Source organism: Streptomyces mobaraensis NBRC 13819 = DSM 40847 (assembly GCF_017916255.1).
Taxonomy (GTDB): domain Bacteria; phylum Actinomycetota; class Actinomycetes; order Streptomycetales; family Streptomycetaceae; genus Streptomyces; species Streptomyces mobaraensis.
On sequence record NZ_CP072827.1, the window covers coordinates 6,950,827 to 6,968,757 of the forward strand.

Sequence of the window (17,931 nt, forward strand, 5' to 3'; positions counted from 1 at the left end):
TCATGGCGACGGAACGGGCGCTGATCACCGGTGTGGGCGGCAAGGAGCCGGTGGTGGACCCGGCGGCGTTCACCGCCCCCACCTCCGTCGTCCTCGGCGACGTCACCCTCGCCCCCGGCTCCGGCGTCTGGTACCACGCCGTCCTGCGCGCCGACTGCGGCCCGATCACGCTGGGCGCCGACAGCAACATCCAGGACAACTGCACCGTCCACGTGGACCCCGGCTTCCCCGTCGCCATCGGCGAGCGCGTGACCGTGGGGCACAACGCCGTCCTGCACGGCTGCACCGTCGAGGACGACGTCCTCATCGGCATGGGCGCCACCGTCCTCAACGGCGCCCACATCGGCGCCGGTTCCCTCGTCGCCGCCCAGGCCCTCGTCCCCCAGGGCATGCGCGTCCCCCCGGGCTCCCTGGTGGCCGGCGTCCCGGCGAAGGTCCGACGCGAACTGACCGCCGAGGAGCGCGAACACGTCCGGATCAACGCCGTCATCTACGTGGAACTGGCGAAGACCCACCGCGAGGCGCTGGGCGGTTGACGGCCCGTCGGCCGGCCGCCGGTGGGGGCAAGATCACAGGGTGGGCCCAGGTCGGCGTGGGGTCGGCTGAGTACGGTGGGCGGGTGCCGACGTATCGAAACACGTTCTCGTCCGGCGCCGCTGCGGCCTTCGGGGCCTGGCGGCGCCGCGCCGTCTCACGGGCGGTCCACCGCGGCTGGCGCTGGGTGCAGGACCGCGGCGCGGTGACGGCCGAGCGCCCGGGGCCGTACCGCTTCGGGAGGATCGGGGCGCACACGCGTCTCGCGTTCCCCTTGGGCACCGTGTTCGGGGAGCGGTGGATCGAGATCGGGGACCACTGCATCATCGGTGAACAGGTCACGCTGACCGTCGGCATGGTGCCCGGCATGGACCTCGGGCCCGACCCGCTGCTGCGGCTGGGCAACGGGGTGGTGCTCGGCCGGGGCAGCCATGTGATCGCCTCGTGCGAGGTGACCATCGGGGACGACGTCTTCTGCGGCCCGTACGTCTATGTGACGAGCGACAATCACTCGTACGAGGACCCCACGCAGCCCATAGGCCGGCAGTGGCCGCGCAGCGCGCCCGTCGAGATCGGCTCCGGCAGCTGGCTGGGCGCGGGGGCGGTGATCCTGCCCGGGGCGCGGCTGGGGCGGAACGTCGTGGTGGCGGCCGGGGCGGTGGTCCGGGGCGAGGTCCCGGACCACGCGGTGGTCGCCGGCGTGCCGGCCAAGGTCGTGCGGCGGTGGGACGAGGAACGGGGCTGGACACCGCCGATGCGGGGGGCGCCGAAGGCGCCGGAGGTTTGAGGGGGGGTGGTGCGGCGTGCGAGAGGTGGGGCGGGCGCCCGGCCGTGGTGGGGCGCCGGGCCACCGACGGGCGGAGCTGTGAGGCGCCGCCGTCCGGGGTGGGGCGTCCGGTGTGGCCCCCGGCCTCCATCGGTGCGTGGGCCTCTCGCCTCCACCGGTGCGGGCCTCCCGCCTCTACCGGTGTGGCCCTTCCGGCCTCCGTCGGCAAGGGGCTCCGGCGTCCTCCGCGTGGTCCGGCGCCGTCGGCCCCCAGTGCCGTCGGCCCCCCCAGCGCTGTCGGCCCCCGCGTTCCCGGCGCCGTCGTCCCCGCGCCCCCGTCGCCGTCGCGTCGCGCCCCCCGCGCCGTCGTCCCCGCGTCTGCGGCGTCGTCAGCCCGTCGCGAGCAATACCGTGCCGATGAGGGCCAGTCCGGCGCCCGACGCCTGCACCGAGCGGAGCCGTTCGTTGAGCACGCCCCGCGCGGTCAGCGCCGTCACCACCGGGTAGAGCGAGGCGAGGACGGCGGCGACGGTGACCGGGCCGCTGTGGGCGGCCAGGTTGTAGGTGCCGTTGGCGGCCACGTCGGCCAGTCCGACGAAGGCCAGCGCGGGCAGGGCGGGCAGGAGGGCGCTCCGGCCGCCCTCCGGAAGCACCGCGCCGCCGCGCCGCGCGGAGACCAGCAGGGCGCCGCCGCCGACGAGCACATTGCACAGCCGCTGCACGAACAGCGCCAGGAACAGGCCGGTCAGGGTGTGGGACGCTTCGGCGATCAGGGCCATCACCGTGCCGAAGCCGAGCGCCGCGACGAGCGTCAGCAGCAGGGTCTGCCGGCGCACCGCGCCGCCGCCCGGTCCGCTCGCGAGGACGACGCCGGCCACGGCGACCACGATGCCCGCCACCTGCAGCACCCCGGGCCGTTCGCCGGCCGCGAGGCCGACGCCGAGCGGGACGAGGACGCTGCCGAGCGCGGCGACCGGGGCGACGACGCCCATCGGGCCCTGGGCCAGCGCCCGGTAGAAGAAGAGCACCGCCACCGGACCGATCACGCCCGCGGCCACCGCGAACCACAGCCGGGGCGTGGCCTCCGACCAGCCGCCGGTGGCCACGACGATCGTGCCCAGCGCGGTCAGGGCCAGTATCTGCGAGACCACGACCACCGTCAGGGCCGGGATGCGACGGGTGAGCAGGCCGCCGCCGAAGTCGGCCAGCCCCCACAGGAGGCTGGTGGCCAGGGCGAAGATCGGTGTCATGGGGTGAACCTCGCAGTGCAGTACAGTGAATGGCGCGAACGGGCACACTGTAGTTCACTCCACTGAACCGCGTCATCGAAGATATTGGATGGAACGTGACGGACCTCGACCAGCTCACGCAGTCGCTCGCCCGGAACCTCAAACACTGGCGCGCCGAGCGGAACTTCACGCTCGACGCCCTCGCCGCCCGCTCCGGTGTGAGCCGCGGCATGATCATCCAGATCGAACAGGCGCGGACCAACCCCAGCGTCGGCACCACCGTCAAGCTCGCCGACGCCCTCGGCATCAGCATCACCACGCTGCTCGACTACGAGCACGGTCCGCGCGTCCGGCTCGTCCCGGAGGGCGAGGCCGTGCAGATGTGGTCCACCGGGGCCGGCAGCCACACCTCCCTGCTGATCGGCGCCGAGAGCCCGGGGCCGCTGGAACTGTGGGACTGGCGGGTCGAGCCCGGCGACGAGAGCGCCTCCGACCCGCACCCCGCAGGCACCGTCGAACTGCTGCGGGTGACCGCCGGGGTGCTCACGCTCGTCGTCGACGGGGAGGAGCACACCGTCCCCGCCGGAACGGCGGCGGCGTTCGAGGCCGACGTCCGGCACACGTACCGCAACGACGGGACGGTGCCCGTCAGGATGACGATGGTGGTGGCGGTGCCGCCGGTGGCCCGGAAGGAAGCGCGCCCGGACTCCGGTCACCGTGCCGGGGGCGGCTGTTAACGTGCCCCGCATGATCGCCCAACGAACCCCCATGGAAGCGTTCGACGACGTCCGCCCCGCGCCGGAACGGATGGACCTGCTGGTGCCGCCCGTCGCCGCCGCCCTCGGCGCCTGGCCCGGCCCCGGCACCGCCGACCAGGTGCTGCACGTGGACACGGCGCCCGAAGTCGCCGATACGGCCGTACTGGTGGAGCACTACGGGCCCTGGCTGCTGGAGCAGTCCGCCAACTGCGTCGTCGTCGCGGCCCGACGCGGCGGGGTGAGCAGCCTGGCCGCCTGCGTCGTCCTCGGCCACACGCGCGTGGACGTCAACGGCACCGTCCGGCGGCACCTCGGGGCGCGCAAGGCGTCCTTCGCCTCCATGGACACCGCTCTGGAGGCCACGGGCATGGAGTACGGCGGCATCACCCCGATCGGACTGCCCGCCGACTGGCCGCTGTTGATCGACGCGGCGGTCGTCGCGAGCCCGTACGTCCTCATCGGCAGCGGCAGCCGGCGCGGCAAGCTCATCGCCCCCGGCGCGGCCCTCGCCGGGCTGCCGGGGGCGACGGTGCTGGAGGGGCTGGCGGTGGCCGGCTGAGCCGCTCGGCGGCCTTCAGCGGCCGGACTGGGGGAGCGGCGAGCGCGAGACGTCGAGGGACAGCGCCATCGAGTGTTCGGCGAACCCCAGGGAGCGGTACAGCCGTTCGGCGTCCGGCGTCGCGTGCAGATCCACGCGCGTGACGCCCTGCGCGGCGAACCAGCCGAGCAGCGCCTCCGTCGTCGCCCGCCCGAAGCCGCGCCCCTGGTACCGGTCGTCCGTGCAGACCGTGAAGACGAAGCCGAACCGCCCGGTGGGATGCCCGGGCGCCGGCAGCCGCTGCTCGACCGTCCCGACGGCGCATGCGGCGAGATGCGGCGCGCCGCTCTCCCCGGCCGGGGCCCCGTCCACGACGAACGCCCCCATCCGCGGCGACGGGACCGACAACTGCTCCCGCACGATCCCCTCGGCGGCGGCCTCCCACGCGCCGGGGGAGTCGTGCCCGTCCATGGCGGCGAACATCCGGCGGCGCAGCCGCACTATCTCGGCCGCGTCCTCGGGGCGGGCCGCACGTGTCGTCTGGATCATGGAAGGACGTTAGCGGAGGCCCCCGCCGGCGGACAGCCGGGGGATCTCGATCGCCGGGCAGCGATCCATGACCATGTCCAGCCCCGCCGCTCGCGTCCGCTCGTACGCCGCCTCGTCGACGACGCCGAGCTGGAACCAGACCGCCTTGGCGCCGACGCTCACTGCCTCGTCCGCGACGGCGCCCGCGAGCTCCGACCGTACGAACACGTCCACGACGTCCACGGGAAACGGCACATCGGCAAGCGTCGCGTACCCCTGCTCCCCGTGCACCTCCTCCGCCTTGGGATGCACGGGCACGACCCGCTTCCCATACCGCCGCAACACCTCGGCCACGCCGTAAGCGGCACGCTGCCTGTTGTTCGAGAGCCCGACCACCGCCCAGGTATCGCCGGTCTCTCGGAGGATCTTCTCGATGATGCCCGGTTCCGCGTACATGCCCGGACAACGGCGGCGGGGGCACGGGCATTCCCGCCGGCTTCGAGGGGATTCGCGTGGCGGTTCAGTCCGAGAGGACGACATCTGGCGAAACGTCGAACCGGTTGAAAATCATCCACGCGCCGCTGTCGCCTCCCGAAGAAAGCCCGGACTCGAAGGCACCCCGATCCAGTCGACCGAAGTCGTACTCGGCGATCTCTGACAGCGCGACGAGGAACCCCTTGAGGTTCTCGCGCTTCAGCCATCCGTCCAGCTCCACGGTTCCCCTCCGGATCCGGCGGTGGGTCCGGCATGTCAGAGAAAGCTCAGCTCGACGTCCTTTGTCACGCAGACCCGCAGGACCGCGATGAGATCGCGAGCTTCGGCGATGTGCTCTCCGAGTTCGGGGTCCTGTGGTTCCTCTTCGAGCCATTCGGACAGTACGGCCTCAAGTCGTGGGAGGATCGCCCGGCATTCCTCGGGCGTGAGTGATCTTCCATGGTCGTCCGGGTGATTGAGCAGCGGTTCGAAGGCCGTGACGGTGTCAGCCCACGGCCGGTCTCCTCCGAACCCTTGCATCTCTTCGAGGCGGATCTTTTCGGCAAGGGCGAGCCGTCGACGGAACTGAGCGAACCCTCCGTATGAGAAGCACGCCTCCGGACCGTCGATCTCCCCGTCGGCCGGAAACAGGCACAGCCCCATGGCGACTCCCTCCTCGCTGCGATCCTTTGATAGCCGGCTGTCTGTCAGCCGTTCTGCGCGGACTCTATGGCGTGTGTGGTCGAGATCTCGGGATGACTTGCCACGGGATCCCCTTCTTCTCGAACCACGAGGTGAATTCCGGGGGGATGGGATTTTCGGAGATGATCCGGTAGTCGATCCCCCGCTCACGAGCCAGGGCGACCTTCTCGCCCTCGACTCCCTTGAACTTCTCCAAGCGTTTGGGGTCGGCCAGCGTGTCCTCCCAGAACCTTCCGGACTTCGCCTCGTACCACGTGCCGCGGCCGGTGGCGCTGTCGACGAAAGCGCCGTCGAATTGCCGCTTCCCCTCCTTGAAGCCTCCACCGCCCCCGAGTTGCTGTTGGAGGTCCGCTTCGTAGGCGTCGCCGGACTCCTGCGCCAGGCGGCCACCGCCGACCCTGTCCTTGCGATCGTAGGGCATCAACCCGAGCGGATCGGCGCAGATGTGCGGGTTGTGGACGTACGTCGCCGGGTTGGGGGCCGGGGTGAGGCCGAGGGGGTCCGGGGTGAGGTAGCGGGCTGTTTCCGGGTCGTAGTGGCGGTGGAGGTTGTAGTGGAGGCCGGTTTCCGGGTCGTGGTACTGGCCTGGGAAGCGGAGGGGGGTGTAGGTGGTGCTGGTGGTGGGCCAGGTGGTGGTGCCCCAGAGGGTGGTGCGGCTGTGCCAGGCCAGGGTGCCGGAGGCGTCGACGAGTTCGGTCGGGGTGCCCAGCAGGTCGGTGGTGATGGCGAAGAAGCGCTCGTCCACCGCCTGTTGGTCGTCGAGGAGGCGTTCGGTCTGGGCGAGGGGGTGGAGGCCCCGGTGGTCCCAGGTGAGGGCTACCGGGTGGGGGAGGGCGGGGGACGTGGCCGTCTGTTCGCAGAGGGTCGTGCCGTCCCAGGTGAAGCGGGTCTCCTCTCGCACAGTGTGGCCGTCCTCGGCCAGGCGCTGTTTCGCCGTGCGGCGTCCCAGCGGGTCGTAGCGGTAGCGCCAGCGGGTGCCGTCGGGGGTGGTGACGGCGGTGAGGCGGTCCTCCGGGTCCCACTCGTAGCGCCAGGTGTCCGGTTTCCTCGACAGGCGGTGCTTGCGGCGCAGCACCATGCGGCCGGCCGCGTCGTGGTCGTAGCGGACGCGGCCCGCGCGGGTGACGGTGGTGCCGGTGTACGTGCGCGGGCCGGTGGCCGTGGTGTCGGGGTGGCGGGCGGGCCAGGTGGCCCGGGTCTGGTTGCCCGCCGCGTCGTAGGCGTACCGCTCGTGCCAGTTCTCGGCGGTGACGTCGGTGACCCTGCCGGTCGCGTCGAGGGTGAAGCGGGTGGAGCCGCGCAGGGCGTCTTCGAGGGCGGTGAGGCAGCCGTCCGGGCGGTAGGTGTACGCGCGGTGGTTGAGGGTGCGGCCGCCGGCCGCGAGGTGCTGGGTGGTCAGGCGGCCCGTGGCGTCCCAGGTCGAGGTCACGGTCAGGGTGTCGGCCACGGCGCGGTGGGTCTCGCGGCCCGCGGCGTCGTGGGCGAAGGTGATCCGCCGGCCGCCGGCGGACAGTTCGCGGGCGCGGCCGGCCGCGTCGTGGGCGTACGTCGTGACGTGACCGGCCGGTGTGGTGCGCCGGGTGCGGCGGCCGGCGGCGTCGTACGCGTAGGTGGTGGCACGGCCGTCGGACAGTTCGGTCTTCAGGCGGCCGCAGCGGTCGTACCGGCGCAGGAGTTCGCCGTCCGGGCCGGTGGCCCGTACCAGCCGGTCGGCCGCGTCGTAGGCGTAGGTGGTCAGCCGGCCTTCGGCGTCCTTGCGGACCGGTCGGCCCAGCACGTCGTAGGCGTAGCGGACCGACTCGCCGAGCGGGGTGACGCGTGCGGTGAGCTGCCCGGCCGCGTCGTGCGCGTAGCCGGTGGTGCGGCCGTCGAAGTCGGTCTCGGCGATGAGGCGGTCGGCCTCGTCATAGGTGTAGGTCCAAGTCAGGCCCTGGGGGTTGGTCACGCGCGTCAGGCGTAACCGCGCGTCGTGGGTGAACGCGTAGCGGGCGCCGTCCGGGTCCGTGCGGGCCGCGAGGAGGTCGAAGTGGGTGTACTCGAAGCGTGTGGTGTGGCCGGCGGCGTCGGTGTGGCTGGTGCGGTTGCCCTCGCCGTCGTACGTCCACGACTCGCTCGTGCCGTCCGGCGCGGTGCGGCGGGCGAGGTCGCCGTCCACGGTCCAGGTCAAGGTCGTGACCGCCCCGAGCGGGTCGGTGATGCGCACCGGGCGGCCCCAGGCGTCGCGGTCGTAGCGTGTGGTGCCGCCGAGCGGATCCGTCACCACGAGCGGCAGCCCGGAAGCGTCGCACCGGACCGTGGTGACCGCGCCCAGGGGGTCCGTGACGCTCGTCAGCCGGCCCGACGCGTCGTAGGTGTAGCGGGTGGTGTGGCCGGCGGGGTCGGTGAGGGCGGTGCGATTGCCGCGGGCGTCGTGTTCCTGGTGCCAGGTGGCGCCGTCGGGTTCGGTGAGGCGGGTGATGCGGCCCGCCTCGTCGCGTTCGACGTGTGAAGCGCTGCCGTCGGGGCGGGTGACGGTGGTGAGGCGGCCGTGGTCGTCGTAGGTGTAGGTGGCGGTGCGGTCGAGGGGATCGGTGTGGGTGAGGAGGTTGCCGCGGGGGTCGTAGGTGAAGCGGGTGGTGTGGCCCAGGGGGTCGGTGGTGGCCAGGACGCGGCAGCCGGCGCCGATGAGATGGCGGGTGGTGTGGCCGTCGGCCGTGGTCAGGGTGGTGACGCGGTGGCCGGTGGCGGGATCCGGGTCGCCGTAGGCGAGGGTGAGGGTGAGGTGACCCGCCTCGCCGCCTTCCGCCACCGTCCGGTCCCACGCGTCGTAGGCGTAGCGGTAGCGGCTGCCGTTGGAGTCGGTCCAGGACGTGACGCGGTGACGTTCGTCGTAGGTGAAGGTGAGGGTGGCGCCGGAGGGTTTGGTGACGGTCGTCAGGTCGCCGGCGTGGTAGCCGTAGGACATCAGCGTGCGGTCCGTGCCGTTCTCGCCCGCCCCGGCCAGGGCCAGGGCCGTGATCCGGCCCGCTGCGACGCCGACGGTGAGGCGGTGGCCCGCCGAGTGCACCAGCGCCAGCGGGGTGCCGTCGGCCGCGCGGTCGACGGTGATCCTGTTGCCGTTGAGGTCCGCGGTCTCGGCCAGCCACGCCACACCGTCCCCACCGGGCCGCGTGCCGGCCGGGCCGGGGAAGTGCCGTACGAGGCCGGTGTCCGGGTCGGTGACCGCGTAGTCCCCGGCCGCGTCCCGCGCGAGCGTACGACGGCAGGTTCCGGTCAGCGGCAGCGTCGGGAGCCCCGGGACCGGGTGCGGGTAAGCGAGCAGCAGGCCGTCGGTGGTGACGTGGACGACCCCGGCCGCGTCGATCTCCAGACGCTCGTCGACCGTGGACGACCACGAGGGGCCGAAGAAGCGGCCGGCCGTGTACCCGGACTCCACCCGCCGGGTGAACACCAGCGGAAGATCCCCGTCCAGCGCCACATCCGTCTGCGGCAGGAACATCCGCCCCGAGGCCAGGTCGACGGGGTCGGTGCCCTTGGTGACGCGCTCGCGGCCGGGCCGGTCGTACGTGCCCTCCGGCGCCCTGTCCAGCAGGCCGCGGGCGCGCCTGGCGTCGGCGGCCAGTTCCGTGCCCTCCTTCGCGACCCGCGCCGCCTTCACACCGGCCCCCGCACCGCCCGTGGCCGCCGTCAGCAGCACGTCCGGGGCGAGGCGTCCCAGCCCCTCCGAGGGGTCCTTCGCGAAGTCGGAGATCATCCGCCCGCCCGCGCCCCAGGGGTCGTTGGCCACGCGCAGCAGACCGGTCGCGGTGCTGTTGAGACTGGTGAGGTACTCGGCCGGGTGCGTGATGTTGTACGGATCGGTGGGATTGACGCTGCGGACGAAGTTCAACAGCCCCGCCGTGCCCTTGAGGGCGCCACCCTCGAAGTGGTCGACCATCACCGGCACTTCCCGCACCCCGTCCATGGCCTGCTCACCGTAGGACGGCTTCGGCGGCGCCGCGTCCCGCGCCGCCCGCACCGCGGCCCGGGCCGTCTCCGCCGCCGCTTTGCGCTGCCGCCGCGCCTCAGCCAGGATCTCCTGCGCCTCCTTCATCCGCGCCGCACCCGGATCCGTGAACTCCCCCGGTTTCGGGGGCAGCGAGGAGGGGTCACGCCGGTCGGCGGGCTGGGCGTTGTAGTGCTCGGCGGCCTTGTTGTATGCCTCCACCTTCTCCCGATGCGCCTCCCGGGCCTCCTGCGACGCCTTCAGACCCGCCTTCCACTTCTCCACCGCCGCCTGCGCCTGCCCCTGCGCCCACTCCACCGTCCCGGCGAACGAGTCCAGCGCACCGGCCGCCTTCTCGAAGGCGTCCGCGCCCTTGAACCACTTCGGCGGCTCCACCGACACCGACTCCCGGAACGCGTCCGCCGTCCTGCCCCGCAGGTGCGCGGAGTCGAGACCCTGCAGCCCCTTGCCCACGTCGTCGAACGCCGTGTGCATGTGCCGCAGCCGGGAGGCGGTGGCCCGGATCTTCGACGGGCTGCCGTAGACGAGCTTGGTCTTGTCCTCGGTCTGGCCGAGGTCCATCTCGTCGGTCTCCGCGCCCATCCGGTTCGCCAGCGAACGCGACTGTTCCCGCACCCAGTCCGCGCCCGAGTCCCACCCCGCGTCCTCCAGCCGGTCCGCGGTCCAGTTACCGGCGTCCTCGACCCGGTCACCCAGCCACTCGGTCCCCTCCTCGACCGCGTCCTCGACACAGTCGGGGGTGATGTCCTTGATGAAGTCCTTGAAGCCCATGGCTCAGCCGCCGCCGTTCCCACCGCCCTGGTGCCGGGCCCGTTCCTCGGCAGACGGGCCGAACGCCTCGTCCACCGCGTGGTCGAAGCTCTTCCGGTCGACGCCGAGCGCCTCGTCCAGCACTCGGGAACGCAGGCCGCCGGTCCCTTCCGTCACCAGCGCCCGTCCGGTGTCCTTCCAGTCCTGCGCGATGTCCTCACGGGCCTTGCCGAACGACGCGGCGCTGTAGTCCGGGTGCAGGTAGCCCGGCGTGGCCACCTCCCCCCAGCTCTTTTCGGTGATCTCCGCTTCCGAGGCGTGGGGGTTGCCCACCACCGCGTTCACCCCGACCTTCAACGCGCCCTTGATGTACCGGTCCTCTTCCCAGTGCTTGCCGGCCGCCAGACCCAGCCGCTGCGCGATGGCGTTGGCGTCCTGGACCAGCGCCCGTACACCCCAGTCCCACCGCTCGCAGAAGTCCTCGAAGTCCTTGGAGAGGCCGTGGTGCCCGGCCTCCATCCCGGTCATCGACAGATCGGCCAGCCCCTTGCCGAGCACGGCCCCCGTGCCACCGCCGGCCCCCTTCAGCTCGCTCACCGCCGACCGCAGGCCCCGGGTGATGCGCCGGACGTCCTCCGGATCGATCCGCAGGTCCCCGCCCCCGCCCATCAGCCGCCGCCCTCCGCTCCCGCGCCGCGCCGGCCGCCCGGACCGGCGTCCGACCCCGGCGCGGTTTTGCCCTCGACGTGCATCCGCGTGTCGACGGCGACCGCCTCGGGAACGATGCCCTTCACCGGCGGGAAGAACATCGCGCCGTCCGGATCGGCGATGTCGACGGCCACCCCCGCCGGGCACCCCATCGACGGGACGATCTCGTCCAGCAGCCGGGCGCCGCGCAGCGCCGCGTACTCCCACGGCCGGGTCCCGGCGAGTCCGGCCCGCGCGTCCTGTACCCGGGTCGCCTCCGAATCCCGTACGCGGGCGAATCGGGCCAGGGCCGCCTCGTCCGTGAAACCGATGATCCACCGCACTCCGCCGAACGTCTGGGTCCACAGCCCTCCGGCCGTCAGGGGGACCAGCACCACCGACCGCCGGAACTCGCCCACCATGGCCTGTGGATCACCCGTCCCGGCCCGGCGTCCGGCGATCCGATCCGCCAGAGCGTTCCCTTCCGACACCCTCAACACCCCCGTTCCTACGGCACGTTGGCATATGGCGTCTACCGTAGAACAGGACGCTCCCCGCGGACCGGTGGTTTCGGCGGACCCGCGGGCCACTCCCGGCCCTTACGGTCCGGCCCTCTCGCCGCAGCGGCCGGCAGGGTGCTCGTATAGCCTGTTTCGGCAGGTCGGAGCCGACGGCCGGGAAAGGGCAGGATGCAGGACGCGTACCGGACCGTGGCCCGCGAAGGGGTGCACGAGATCGAGATCAGCAGGTCGCGCTTCATCTGCGCGCTCGCGCCCGCCGCCACGGAGGAGGAGGCGCAGGCGTTCATCGCCCGCGTCCGCAAGGAGCATCCGACGGCGCGGCACAACTGCTTCGCGTACGTCCTCGGGGCCGACGGGTCGGTGCAGAAGGCCAGTGACGACGGGGAGCCCGGCGGCACCGCCGGGGTGCCGATGCTGCAGATGCTGGTGCGCCGGGAGATGCGGTACGTCGTCGCGGTCGTCACGCGGTACTTCGGCGGGATCAAGCTCGGGGCCGGCGGGCTGATCCGCGCCTACGGGGGAGTGGTCGGCGAGGCGCTCGACGCGCTGGGGACGGTGACGCGCCGGCGGTACCGGCTCGCCACCGTCACCGTCGACCACCAGCGCGCCGGCAAGCTGGAGAACGAACTGCGGGCGTCGGGGCGTACGGTGCGTGAGGTGTCGTACGGGGCCGGCGTGACCATCGGGATCGGGCTGCCCGACTCCGAGGTGGACGCCTTCCGGGCCTGGCTCGCCGACGCCACGGCCGGGACGGCGGTGCTGGAGCTCGGGGACGAGGCGTACGGGGAGGCGTAACCCCGACGGCGGCGGGGAACCTCGGGCCGCCGCCCCCGTCAAGGCCCGCTGTCGCGTCGGGCCCGTCCCCGTCGCGTCGTCGAGGCCCTCCCCGTCACGTCAAGGCCGCCGCCGCGCCCACTCCCGCCGTGCCGGCCGCCGCGCACACGAGGGACCAGCGCACGTACACGTGCTTGCGCCAGGCGATCCGGCTCATGACGACCAGCTCGCGGCTCAGCGCGGGCAGCGGGTCCGCCTCCCGGAGGCGGTACTCCAGCGCGCCGGGCTCCCAGTGGCGCAGGTGGCCGAAGTAGACGAAGCGGTCCTCCGCCCGGCCCGGCACGTCCGCCCGCAGGCTCGGTGCGACCGCGAGGACAGCGCAGGCCAGGCCCACGACGAGGGCCGCGACCCCGGCCCACAGCAGCACCGCCGCCACCCCTCCCGCATGGCCGAAACCCCGGCCCGCCCCCGCCGCCAGCCCCAGCACCAGCAGGACCGTCGACTGCACGGTGAGCGCGAACGCCGCCTTCGCGTCCGCCTTGCCCGTCCAGTCGGACAGCGCGGCGTGCAGTCTCCAGGCGGTGTCCTGGGGGGATTCCGGCGCGGCCACCTCGCTCCTCTCACGTCCGGACGAGCGTCCCCCGGCACCGGGTGTTCCACGGGAGCCCCACGGGAAGCTGACCGAAAGGCCGCGGAGATCGGCAACTTTTCGCCTGTGGGCCTGTGGGCGCCCGCCCGCCTGTGCGGTCACCGGCGTCCGTACGGTCGCCCTCAGACGAAGCCGCGATCACGAGGTCCGAGGCCCGGGGTCCGGCCCCCGCGGCCGCCGCCGGATGCGACACTGTGGGGCGGCCCGGACCCCCGTGGCGGCCGGGGCCACGACAAGCAGCAGGAGCAAGGGGAGCCGAGGAGAACATGGGGACGGGAGCCGACGCGTGAGACTGCTGCATACGTCCGACTGGCACCTCGGCCGCTCCTTCCACCGGGTCGGCCTCCTCGACGCCCAGCGCGCGTTCCTCGCGCACCTCGTCGACACCGTGCGTGAACACGCCGTGGACGCCGTGCTCGTCGCCGGCGACGTCTACGACCGGGCCGTGCCACCGCTCGCCGCCGTCGAGCTGTTCGACGAGGCCCTGCACCGGCTGGCCGACACCGGCGTGCCGGTCGTCATGATCTCCGGCAACCACGACTCCGCCCGCCGGCTCGGCGTCGGCGCCGGGCTCCTCGGCCGGGCCGGCGTCCACCTCCGTACCGACCCCGCCGGCTGCGGCACCCCCGTCGTCCTCTCCGACGCCCACGGCGACGTCGCCCTCTACGGCCTGCCCTACCTCGAACCCGCGCTCGTCCGCACCACCCTCGACGCCCGCGGCGCCGGGCACGCCGCCGTGCTGGAGGCGGCGATGGACCGGGTGCGCGCCGACCTCGCCGGCCGGCCGGCCGGGACGCGGTCCGTCGTCCTCGCGCACGCCTTCGTCGCGGGCGGCGCGGCCAGCGACAGCGAACGCGACATCACCGTCGGCGGGGTCGCCGCCGTACCGCCGGAGATCTTCCACGGCGTGGACTACGCCGCGCTCGGCCACCTCCACGGCTGCCAGACGATCACCGACCGCGTCCGCTACTCCGGCTCCCCGCTCGCCTACTCCTTCTCCGAGGCGACCCACCGCAAGACCATGTGGCTGATCGACCTCGCCGCCGACGGCACGGTGACCGGCGAGCGGATCGACTGCCCGGTGCCCCGCCCGCTCGCCCGGATCCGCGGCCGGCTGGACGAGCTGCTGGACGACCCCGCCCTCGACCGGCACGAGGACGCCTGGGTCGAGGCCACCCTCACCGACCCCGTCCGCCCCAAGGACCCCATGACCCGGCTGGCCGCCCGCTTCCCGCACGTCCTCAGCCTCGTCCTGGACCCCGACCGCGCCCCGGAGGACCCCCTCGCCTCGTACGCCCTCCGGCTGCGCGGCCGGACCGACCGGCAGATCGCCGAGGACTTCGTCGCCCACGTCCGGGGCGAGGGCCCCGACGCCGCCGAGCGCGCCCTGCTGACCGACGCCCTCGACACCGTCCGGGTCGCCGCCGCCGAGGGGGAGCGATGAGCCCGCGCCTCCGGGAGACCGCCACCGGCCGGTACGCCGTCTCCGGTGAACCCGCCGCCGAGGGGGAGCGATGAGACTGCACCGCCTGGAGATCACTGCCTTCGGCCCGTTCGCCGACAGACAGCACGTCGACTTCGACGAACTCTCCGCCGCCGGACTCTTCCTGCTCCACGGCCCCACCGGCGCCGGCAAGACCTCCGTCCTCGACGCCGTCTGCTACGCCCTCTACAACGGCGTTCCCGGCGCCCGCCAGAACAGCGGCCCCGGACTGCGCAGCGACCACGCCGCGCCGGACACCCTCACCGAGGTCGTCCTCGAACTCACCGTCGGCGGGCGCCGGTTGGAGCTCACCCGGCGGCCCGAGCAGCCGCGCCCCAAGAAGCGGGGGAGCGGCTTCACCCGCGAGAAGGCGTACAGCGCCCTGCGCGAGTTCCGCGACGGGCGGTGGCACGGCCTCAGCCGCTCCCACCAGGAGATCGGTGAGGAGATCAAGCAGCTGCTCGGGCTGGACAAGGAGCAGTTCTGCCAGGTCGTGCTGCTCCCGCAGGGCGACTTCGCCCGCTTCCTGCGCGCCGACGACACCACCCGCGCCGGGCTGCTCGGCCGGCTCTTCGACACCGGCCGGTTCGGCGCCGCCACGAAGCGCCTCGCCGACCTGCGCGCCGCCGCCGAGACCCGGGTGCGGACGGGCGACGAGCGGCTGCTCGCGCTCGGCCACCGGATGCGGCAGGCCGCCGACGACCCGGCGCTGCCCGAGGTCGGCACCCCCTCGCCCGCCACCGCCGCCCCGGCCCGCGGCCGCGCCGGTGTCCCCGCCCCGCGAGCGGCCGAGCCGCCGCTGCCCGCCGGCGCCCCCGGGCTCGCCGCCGCCGTCCTGGAGTGGGCGGCACTCGCCCGTACCACCGCCCGCGAGCGCCGCGCCGTCACCGCGTCCGCCGTCCGGGCCGCCGAGGACCTGCACACCCGCGCGGCCGAACGCGCCGCCGAGGTCCGCGAACGGGCCCGGCTCCAGCGGCGGTTCGCCGACGCCCGCCGCCGCGCCGACGAACTGGCGGAGCGGCGCCCCGAACGCGACGCGCTCCGCGACCGGCTGGACCGGGCCCGCGAGGCCGCCGCCGTCGCCCCGGCCCTGGAACTCCGCGCCGAGGCCGAACGCCGGCACCGCGCGGCGGCCGAAGCCGAACGCCGGGCCCGCGCCCGGCTGCCCGAGGAGCACCGGGAGGCCGGCGCCGACCGGCTCGCCGCCCTCGACCACGCCCACCGCGAGGAGCTCGGCTCGCTCGCCGCCGCCCGCCGGGCCGAGACCCGCGCCGCCGAGGTCACCGCCGAGATCGCCGCCCTCGAACGGCAGGCGCGCGCCGACGAGGACGCCCTCACCGACGACGCCGACTGGCTGGCCGGCTGGCCCGCCCTGCGCGAGCGGCACCAGCGTCGCCTCGACGCCGCCCACGAGGCCACCGCCCGCGCCGAACAGCTCGGCGCGCGCGTCACCCCCGCCGAGGAACGCCTCGCCGCCGCCCGCCGCCGCGACGAACTCGCCGTCCGGGCCGCGACGGCGGAACAGGCGGAAGCCGACGCCCGCGACGAGGCCGCCCGCGCCCGCGAGCACTGGCTCGACACCAAGGAACGCCGACTGCGCGGCATCGCAGCGGAGTTGGCCGCCGGGCTCTTCCCCGGCGACCCCTGCACCGTCTGCGGCGCCACCGAGCACCCCGCCCCCGCCCGCGCCGCCGCCGGACACGTGGACCGCGCCGCCGAGCAGACCGCCGAGGCCGCCTACCGGCGCGCCGAGGCCGCCCGCGAGGAGGCCGCCCGCCGCCACGGCCCGCTCCGCGAGGCCCTCGCCGCCGCCCGCGCCGCCGCGGGTGAAGCGGCCACCGCCGAACTCGCCGAACTCGCCGACGCCGCCCGGCGCGCGTACGCCGAGGCGCGCGTGGCCGCCGCCGACGCGCCCGCCGCCCGGGCCGCGCTCGCCGAGGCCGAGCGCGAGTACGAGCGCCGCCGCGACGCCCAGCAGGCCGCCCGGCTGCGGATCGCCGCCCGAACCTCCCACCGCGACGACCTCGAACGCGAAGTGGCGGGTCTACGTGAGGAGTTGACACGCGCGCGAGGTGGTGAGGCATCCGTCGCGCGCCGCGCGGCGGCGCTGGAGGAGCGGGCCGGCCTGCTCGCCGCCGCCGCCGGGGCCGCGCGCGCCGCCGAGGAGGCGGCGACCGCCCTCAAGGCGGCCGACGACCGGCTCGCCGACGCCGCGTACCGCGCCGGCTTCGCCACCCCCGCCCAGGCGGCCGAGGCCCTCCTCGGCGCCGCCGAACTCCGCGCCGCACAGGCCAGGTTGGACGCCTGGCGGCAGGAGGAGGCCGCCGTCGCGGCGGCCCTGGCCGACGAGGAGACGCTTGCCGCCGCCGACCTGCCGCCCGCGGACCCGGAAGCCGCGGACGCCGAACTCGCCGCAGCCGTAGGGCGATTGCGGGCCGCGTCCGACCGCGATGCCGAGGCCCGGCGCCGCTGCGACGCCCTCGACCGGCTCTCCGCCGAGGCCGCGCACGACGTCCGGCGGCTCGCCCCGCTGCGCGAGGAGTACCACCGCATCGCCGGACTCGCCACGCTCGCCGCCGGCACGAGTGCCGACAACGAGCTGAAGATGAGCCTGGAGTCGTACGTCCTCGCCGCTCGCCTGGAACAGGTCGCCGCCGCGGCCACCGTCCGCCTGCACCGGATGTCCGCCGGCCGCTACACCCTCGTCCACTCCGACGCCCGGGGCACCGGACGCGGCCGTTCCGGCCTGGGGCTGCACGTTGTCGACGCCTGGACCGGCAACGAACGCGACACCGCCACCCTCTCCGGCGGCGAGACCTTCTTCGCCTCCCTCGCCCTGGCCCTCGGCCTCGCGGATGTCGTGACGGAGGAAGCGGGCGGCACCCGCCTCGACACCCTCTTCATCGACGAGGGCTTCGGCAGCCTGGACGAGCAGACCCTCGACGAGGTCCTCGACGTCCTCGACTCGCTCCGCGAACGCGACCGCGCGGTGGGCATCGTCAGCCACGTCGCCGACCTGCGGCAGCGTGTCCCGGCGCAGCTCCGGGTCGTCAAGGAGCGGTCGGGCTCGGCGGTACGGCACCGGACGGCCGGGGAGCGTCGGGCCGGCTGAACGCCCGCCGTTCCAGCGGCGACGAGTACACGACGCTCGTCGTCACCGACCCCAGCGCCCCGATCCGTCCCGCCACCTCCTCCAGGTGCCGCATGGACCGGGCGGCGACCTTGATGACGAAGCAGTCGTCCCCGGTGACGTGGTGCGCCTCCAGCGCCTCGGGGGTGGTGTCGAGGAGGTCGTGGAACGGCTTGTAGTTGCCGTTCGGATACCGCAGCCGGACGAACGCGAGCACCGGCATCCCCAGCCGCTCAGGCCGGACGACGGCCGTGTACCCCTCGATCACCCCCGCCTCCTCCAGCCGCCGGACGCGCTCGGTCACCGCGCTGGAGGACATGTTGACGATCCGCGCCAGCTCGGCGTACCCGACGCGTCCGTTCCGCTGGAGGGCGTCGAGTATGCGCCAGTCGGTGGCGTCCGGGGAATGCTCGGTCATGTGCG

17 protein-coding genes are annotated in these 17,931 nt (G+C 74.2%); 7 read left to right on the forward strand and 10 right to left on the reverse strand.

The window, feature by feature from the left end; all coding sequences use genetic code 11:
* Positions 1-2: 2 nt before the first annotated feature.
* Complete coding sequence (locus J7W19_RS30035; protein WP_004940103.1) at positions 3-536, forward strand: gamma carbonic anhydrase family protein; 534 nt, start codon at positions 3-5, stop codon at positions 534-536.
* A gap of 83 nt (positions 537-619) precedes the next feature.
* Positions 620-1,321, forward strand: coding sequence for an acyltransferase (locus J7W19_RS30040; RefSeq protein ID WP_004940101.1), 702 nt, complete (start codon positions 620-622; stop codon positions 1,319-1,321).
* Positions 1,322-1,689: 368 nt separating this feature from the next.
* Here J7W19_RS30040 and J7W19_RS30045 read toward each other — a convergent pair whose 3' ends face one another.
* Positions 1,690-2,550, reverse strand: coding sequence for an EamA family transporter (locus J7W19_RS30045; protein WP_004940099.1), 861 nt, complete (start codon positions 2,548-2,550; stop codon positions 1,690-1,692).
* 95 nt (positions 2,551-2,645) lie between these two features.
* On the opposite strand from J7W19_RS30045, the gene J7W19_RS30050 reads away from it, so the two are divergent.
* Positions 2,646-3,266, forward strand: coding sequence for a helix-turn-helix domain-containing protein (locus J7W19_RS30050; protein ID WP_004940097.1), 621 nt, complete (start codon positions 2,646-2,648; stop codon positions 3,264-3,266).
* 31 nt (positions 3,267-3,297) lie between these two features.
* A complete protein-coding gene (locus J7W19_RS30055) occupies positions 3,298-3,846 on the forward strand; it encodes a YbaK/EbsC family protein (RefSeq protein WP_004940096.1) in 549 nt (182 codons plus the stop codon).
* A 15-nt stretch (positions 3,847-3,861) separates the two neighbouring features.
* Here the strand turns inward: J7W19_RS30055 and J7W19_RS30060 are convergent, their stop codons facing one another.
* The 7 genes from J7W19_RS30060 to J7W19_RS30090 all read right to left on the reverse strand — a co-directional run bounded on the left by J7W19_RS30060 (position 3,862) and on the right by J7W19_RS30090 (position 11,373).
* Positions 3,862-4,374, reverse strand: coding sequence for a GNAT family N-acetyltransferase (locus J7W19_RS30060; RefSeq protein ID WP_040887994.1), 513 nt, complete (start codon positions 4,372-4,374; stop codon positions 3,862-3,864).
* 9 nt (positions 4,375-4,383) lie between these two features.
* On the reverse strand, positions 4,384-4,809 hold the full coding sequence (locus J7W19_RS30065; protein WP_004940092.1) for a CoA-binding protein: 426 nt from the start codon (positions 4,807-4,809) through the stop codon (positions 4,384-4,386).
* Positions 4,810-4,873: 64 nt separating this feature from the next.
* On the reverse strand, positions 4,874-5,068 hold the full coding sequence (locus tag J7W19_RS30070; protein ID WP_004940090.1) for a hypothetical protein: 195 nt from the start codon (positions 5,066-5,068) through the stop codon (positions 4,874-4,876).
* Positions 5,069-5,103: 35 nt separating this feature from the next.
* Positions 5,104-5,490: a hypothetical protein gene (locus tag J7W19_RS30075; protein WP_040887991.1), complete on the reverse strand. Its 387-nt coding sequence runs from the start codon at positions 5,488-5,490 to the stop codon at positions 5,104-5,106.
* Between the two features lie 64 nt (positions 5,491-5,554).
* Entirely contained in the window at positions 5,555-10,285 is a 4,731-nt protein-coding gene (locus J7W19_RS33570; RefSeq protein WP_004940088.1) for a putative T7SS-secreted protein, read from the reverse strand.
* Positions 10,286-10,288: 3 nt separating this feature from the next.
* Positions 10,289-10,933: a hypothetical protein gene (locus J7W19_RS30085; RefSeq protein ID WP_004940086.1), complete on the reverse strand. Its 645-nt coding sequence runs from the start codon at positions 10,931-10,933 to the stop codon at positions 10,289-10,291.
* Entirely contained in the window at positions 10,933-11,373 is a 441-nt protein-coding gene (locus J7W19_RS30090) for a hypothetical protein (RefSeq protein WP_004940083.1), read from the reverse strand. Before J7W19_RS30090 ends, J7W19_RS30085 begins: the two co-directional genes overlap by 1 nt.
* Before the next feature lie 267 nt (positions 11,374-11,640).
* On the opposite strand from J7W19_RS30090, the gene J7W19_RS30095 reads away from it, so the two are divergent.
* The gene (locus tag J7W19_RS30095; protein WP_004940082.1) at positions 11,641-12,267 is read left to right on the forward strand and encodes a YigZ family protein; all 627 of its coding nucleotides are present in this window, start codon (positions 11,641-11,643) and stop codon (positions 12,265-12,267) included.
* A gap of 94 nt (positions 12,268-12,361) precedes the next feature.
* Here J7W19_RS30095 and J7W19_RS30100 read toward each other — a convergent pair whose 3' ends face one another.
* Complete coding sequence (locus J7W19_RS30100) at positions 12,362-12,856, reverse strand: Pycsar system effector family protein (RefSeq protein ID WP_004940079.1); 495 nt, start codon at positions 12,854-12,856, stop codon at positions 12,362-12,364.
* Positions 12,857-13,181: 325 nt separating this feature from the next.
* Between J7W19_RS30100 and J7W19_RS30105 the strand changes: the two genes are divergently transcribed.
* Positions 13,182-14,339 carry an exonuclease SbcCD subunit D gene (locus J7W19_RS30105; RefSeq protein ID WP_004940078.1) on the forward strand — a complete coding sequence of 386 codons (1,158 nt, stop codon included), beginning with the start codon at positions 13,182-13,184 and terminating at the stop codon, positions 14,337-14,339.
* 70 nt (positions 14,340-14,409) lie between these two features.
* Positions 14,410-17,490, forward strand: a complete 3,081-nt coding sequence (locus J7W19_RS30110; RefSeq protein ID WP_004940075.1) for an AAA family ATPase — start codon at positions 14,410-14,412, stop codon at positions 17,488-17,490.
* Here the strand turns inward: J7W19_RS30110 and J7W19_RS30115 are convergent.
* A complete protein-coding gene (locus J7W19_RS30115) occupies positions 17,429-17,926 on the reverse strand; it encodes an Lrp/AsnC family transcriptional regulator (protein ID WP_004940072.1) in 498 nt (165 codons plus the stop codon). The genes J7W19_RS30110 and J7W19_RS30115 overlap by 62 nt on opposite strands.
* Positions 17,927-17,931: the final 5 nt, after the last annotated feature.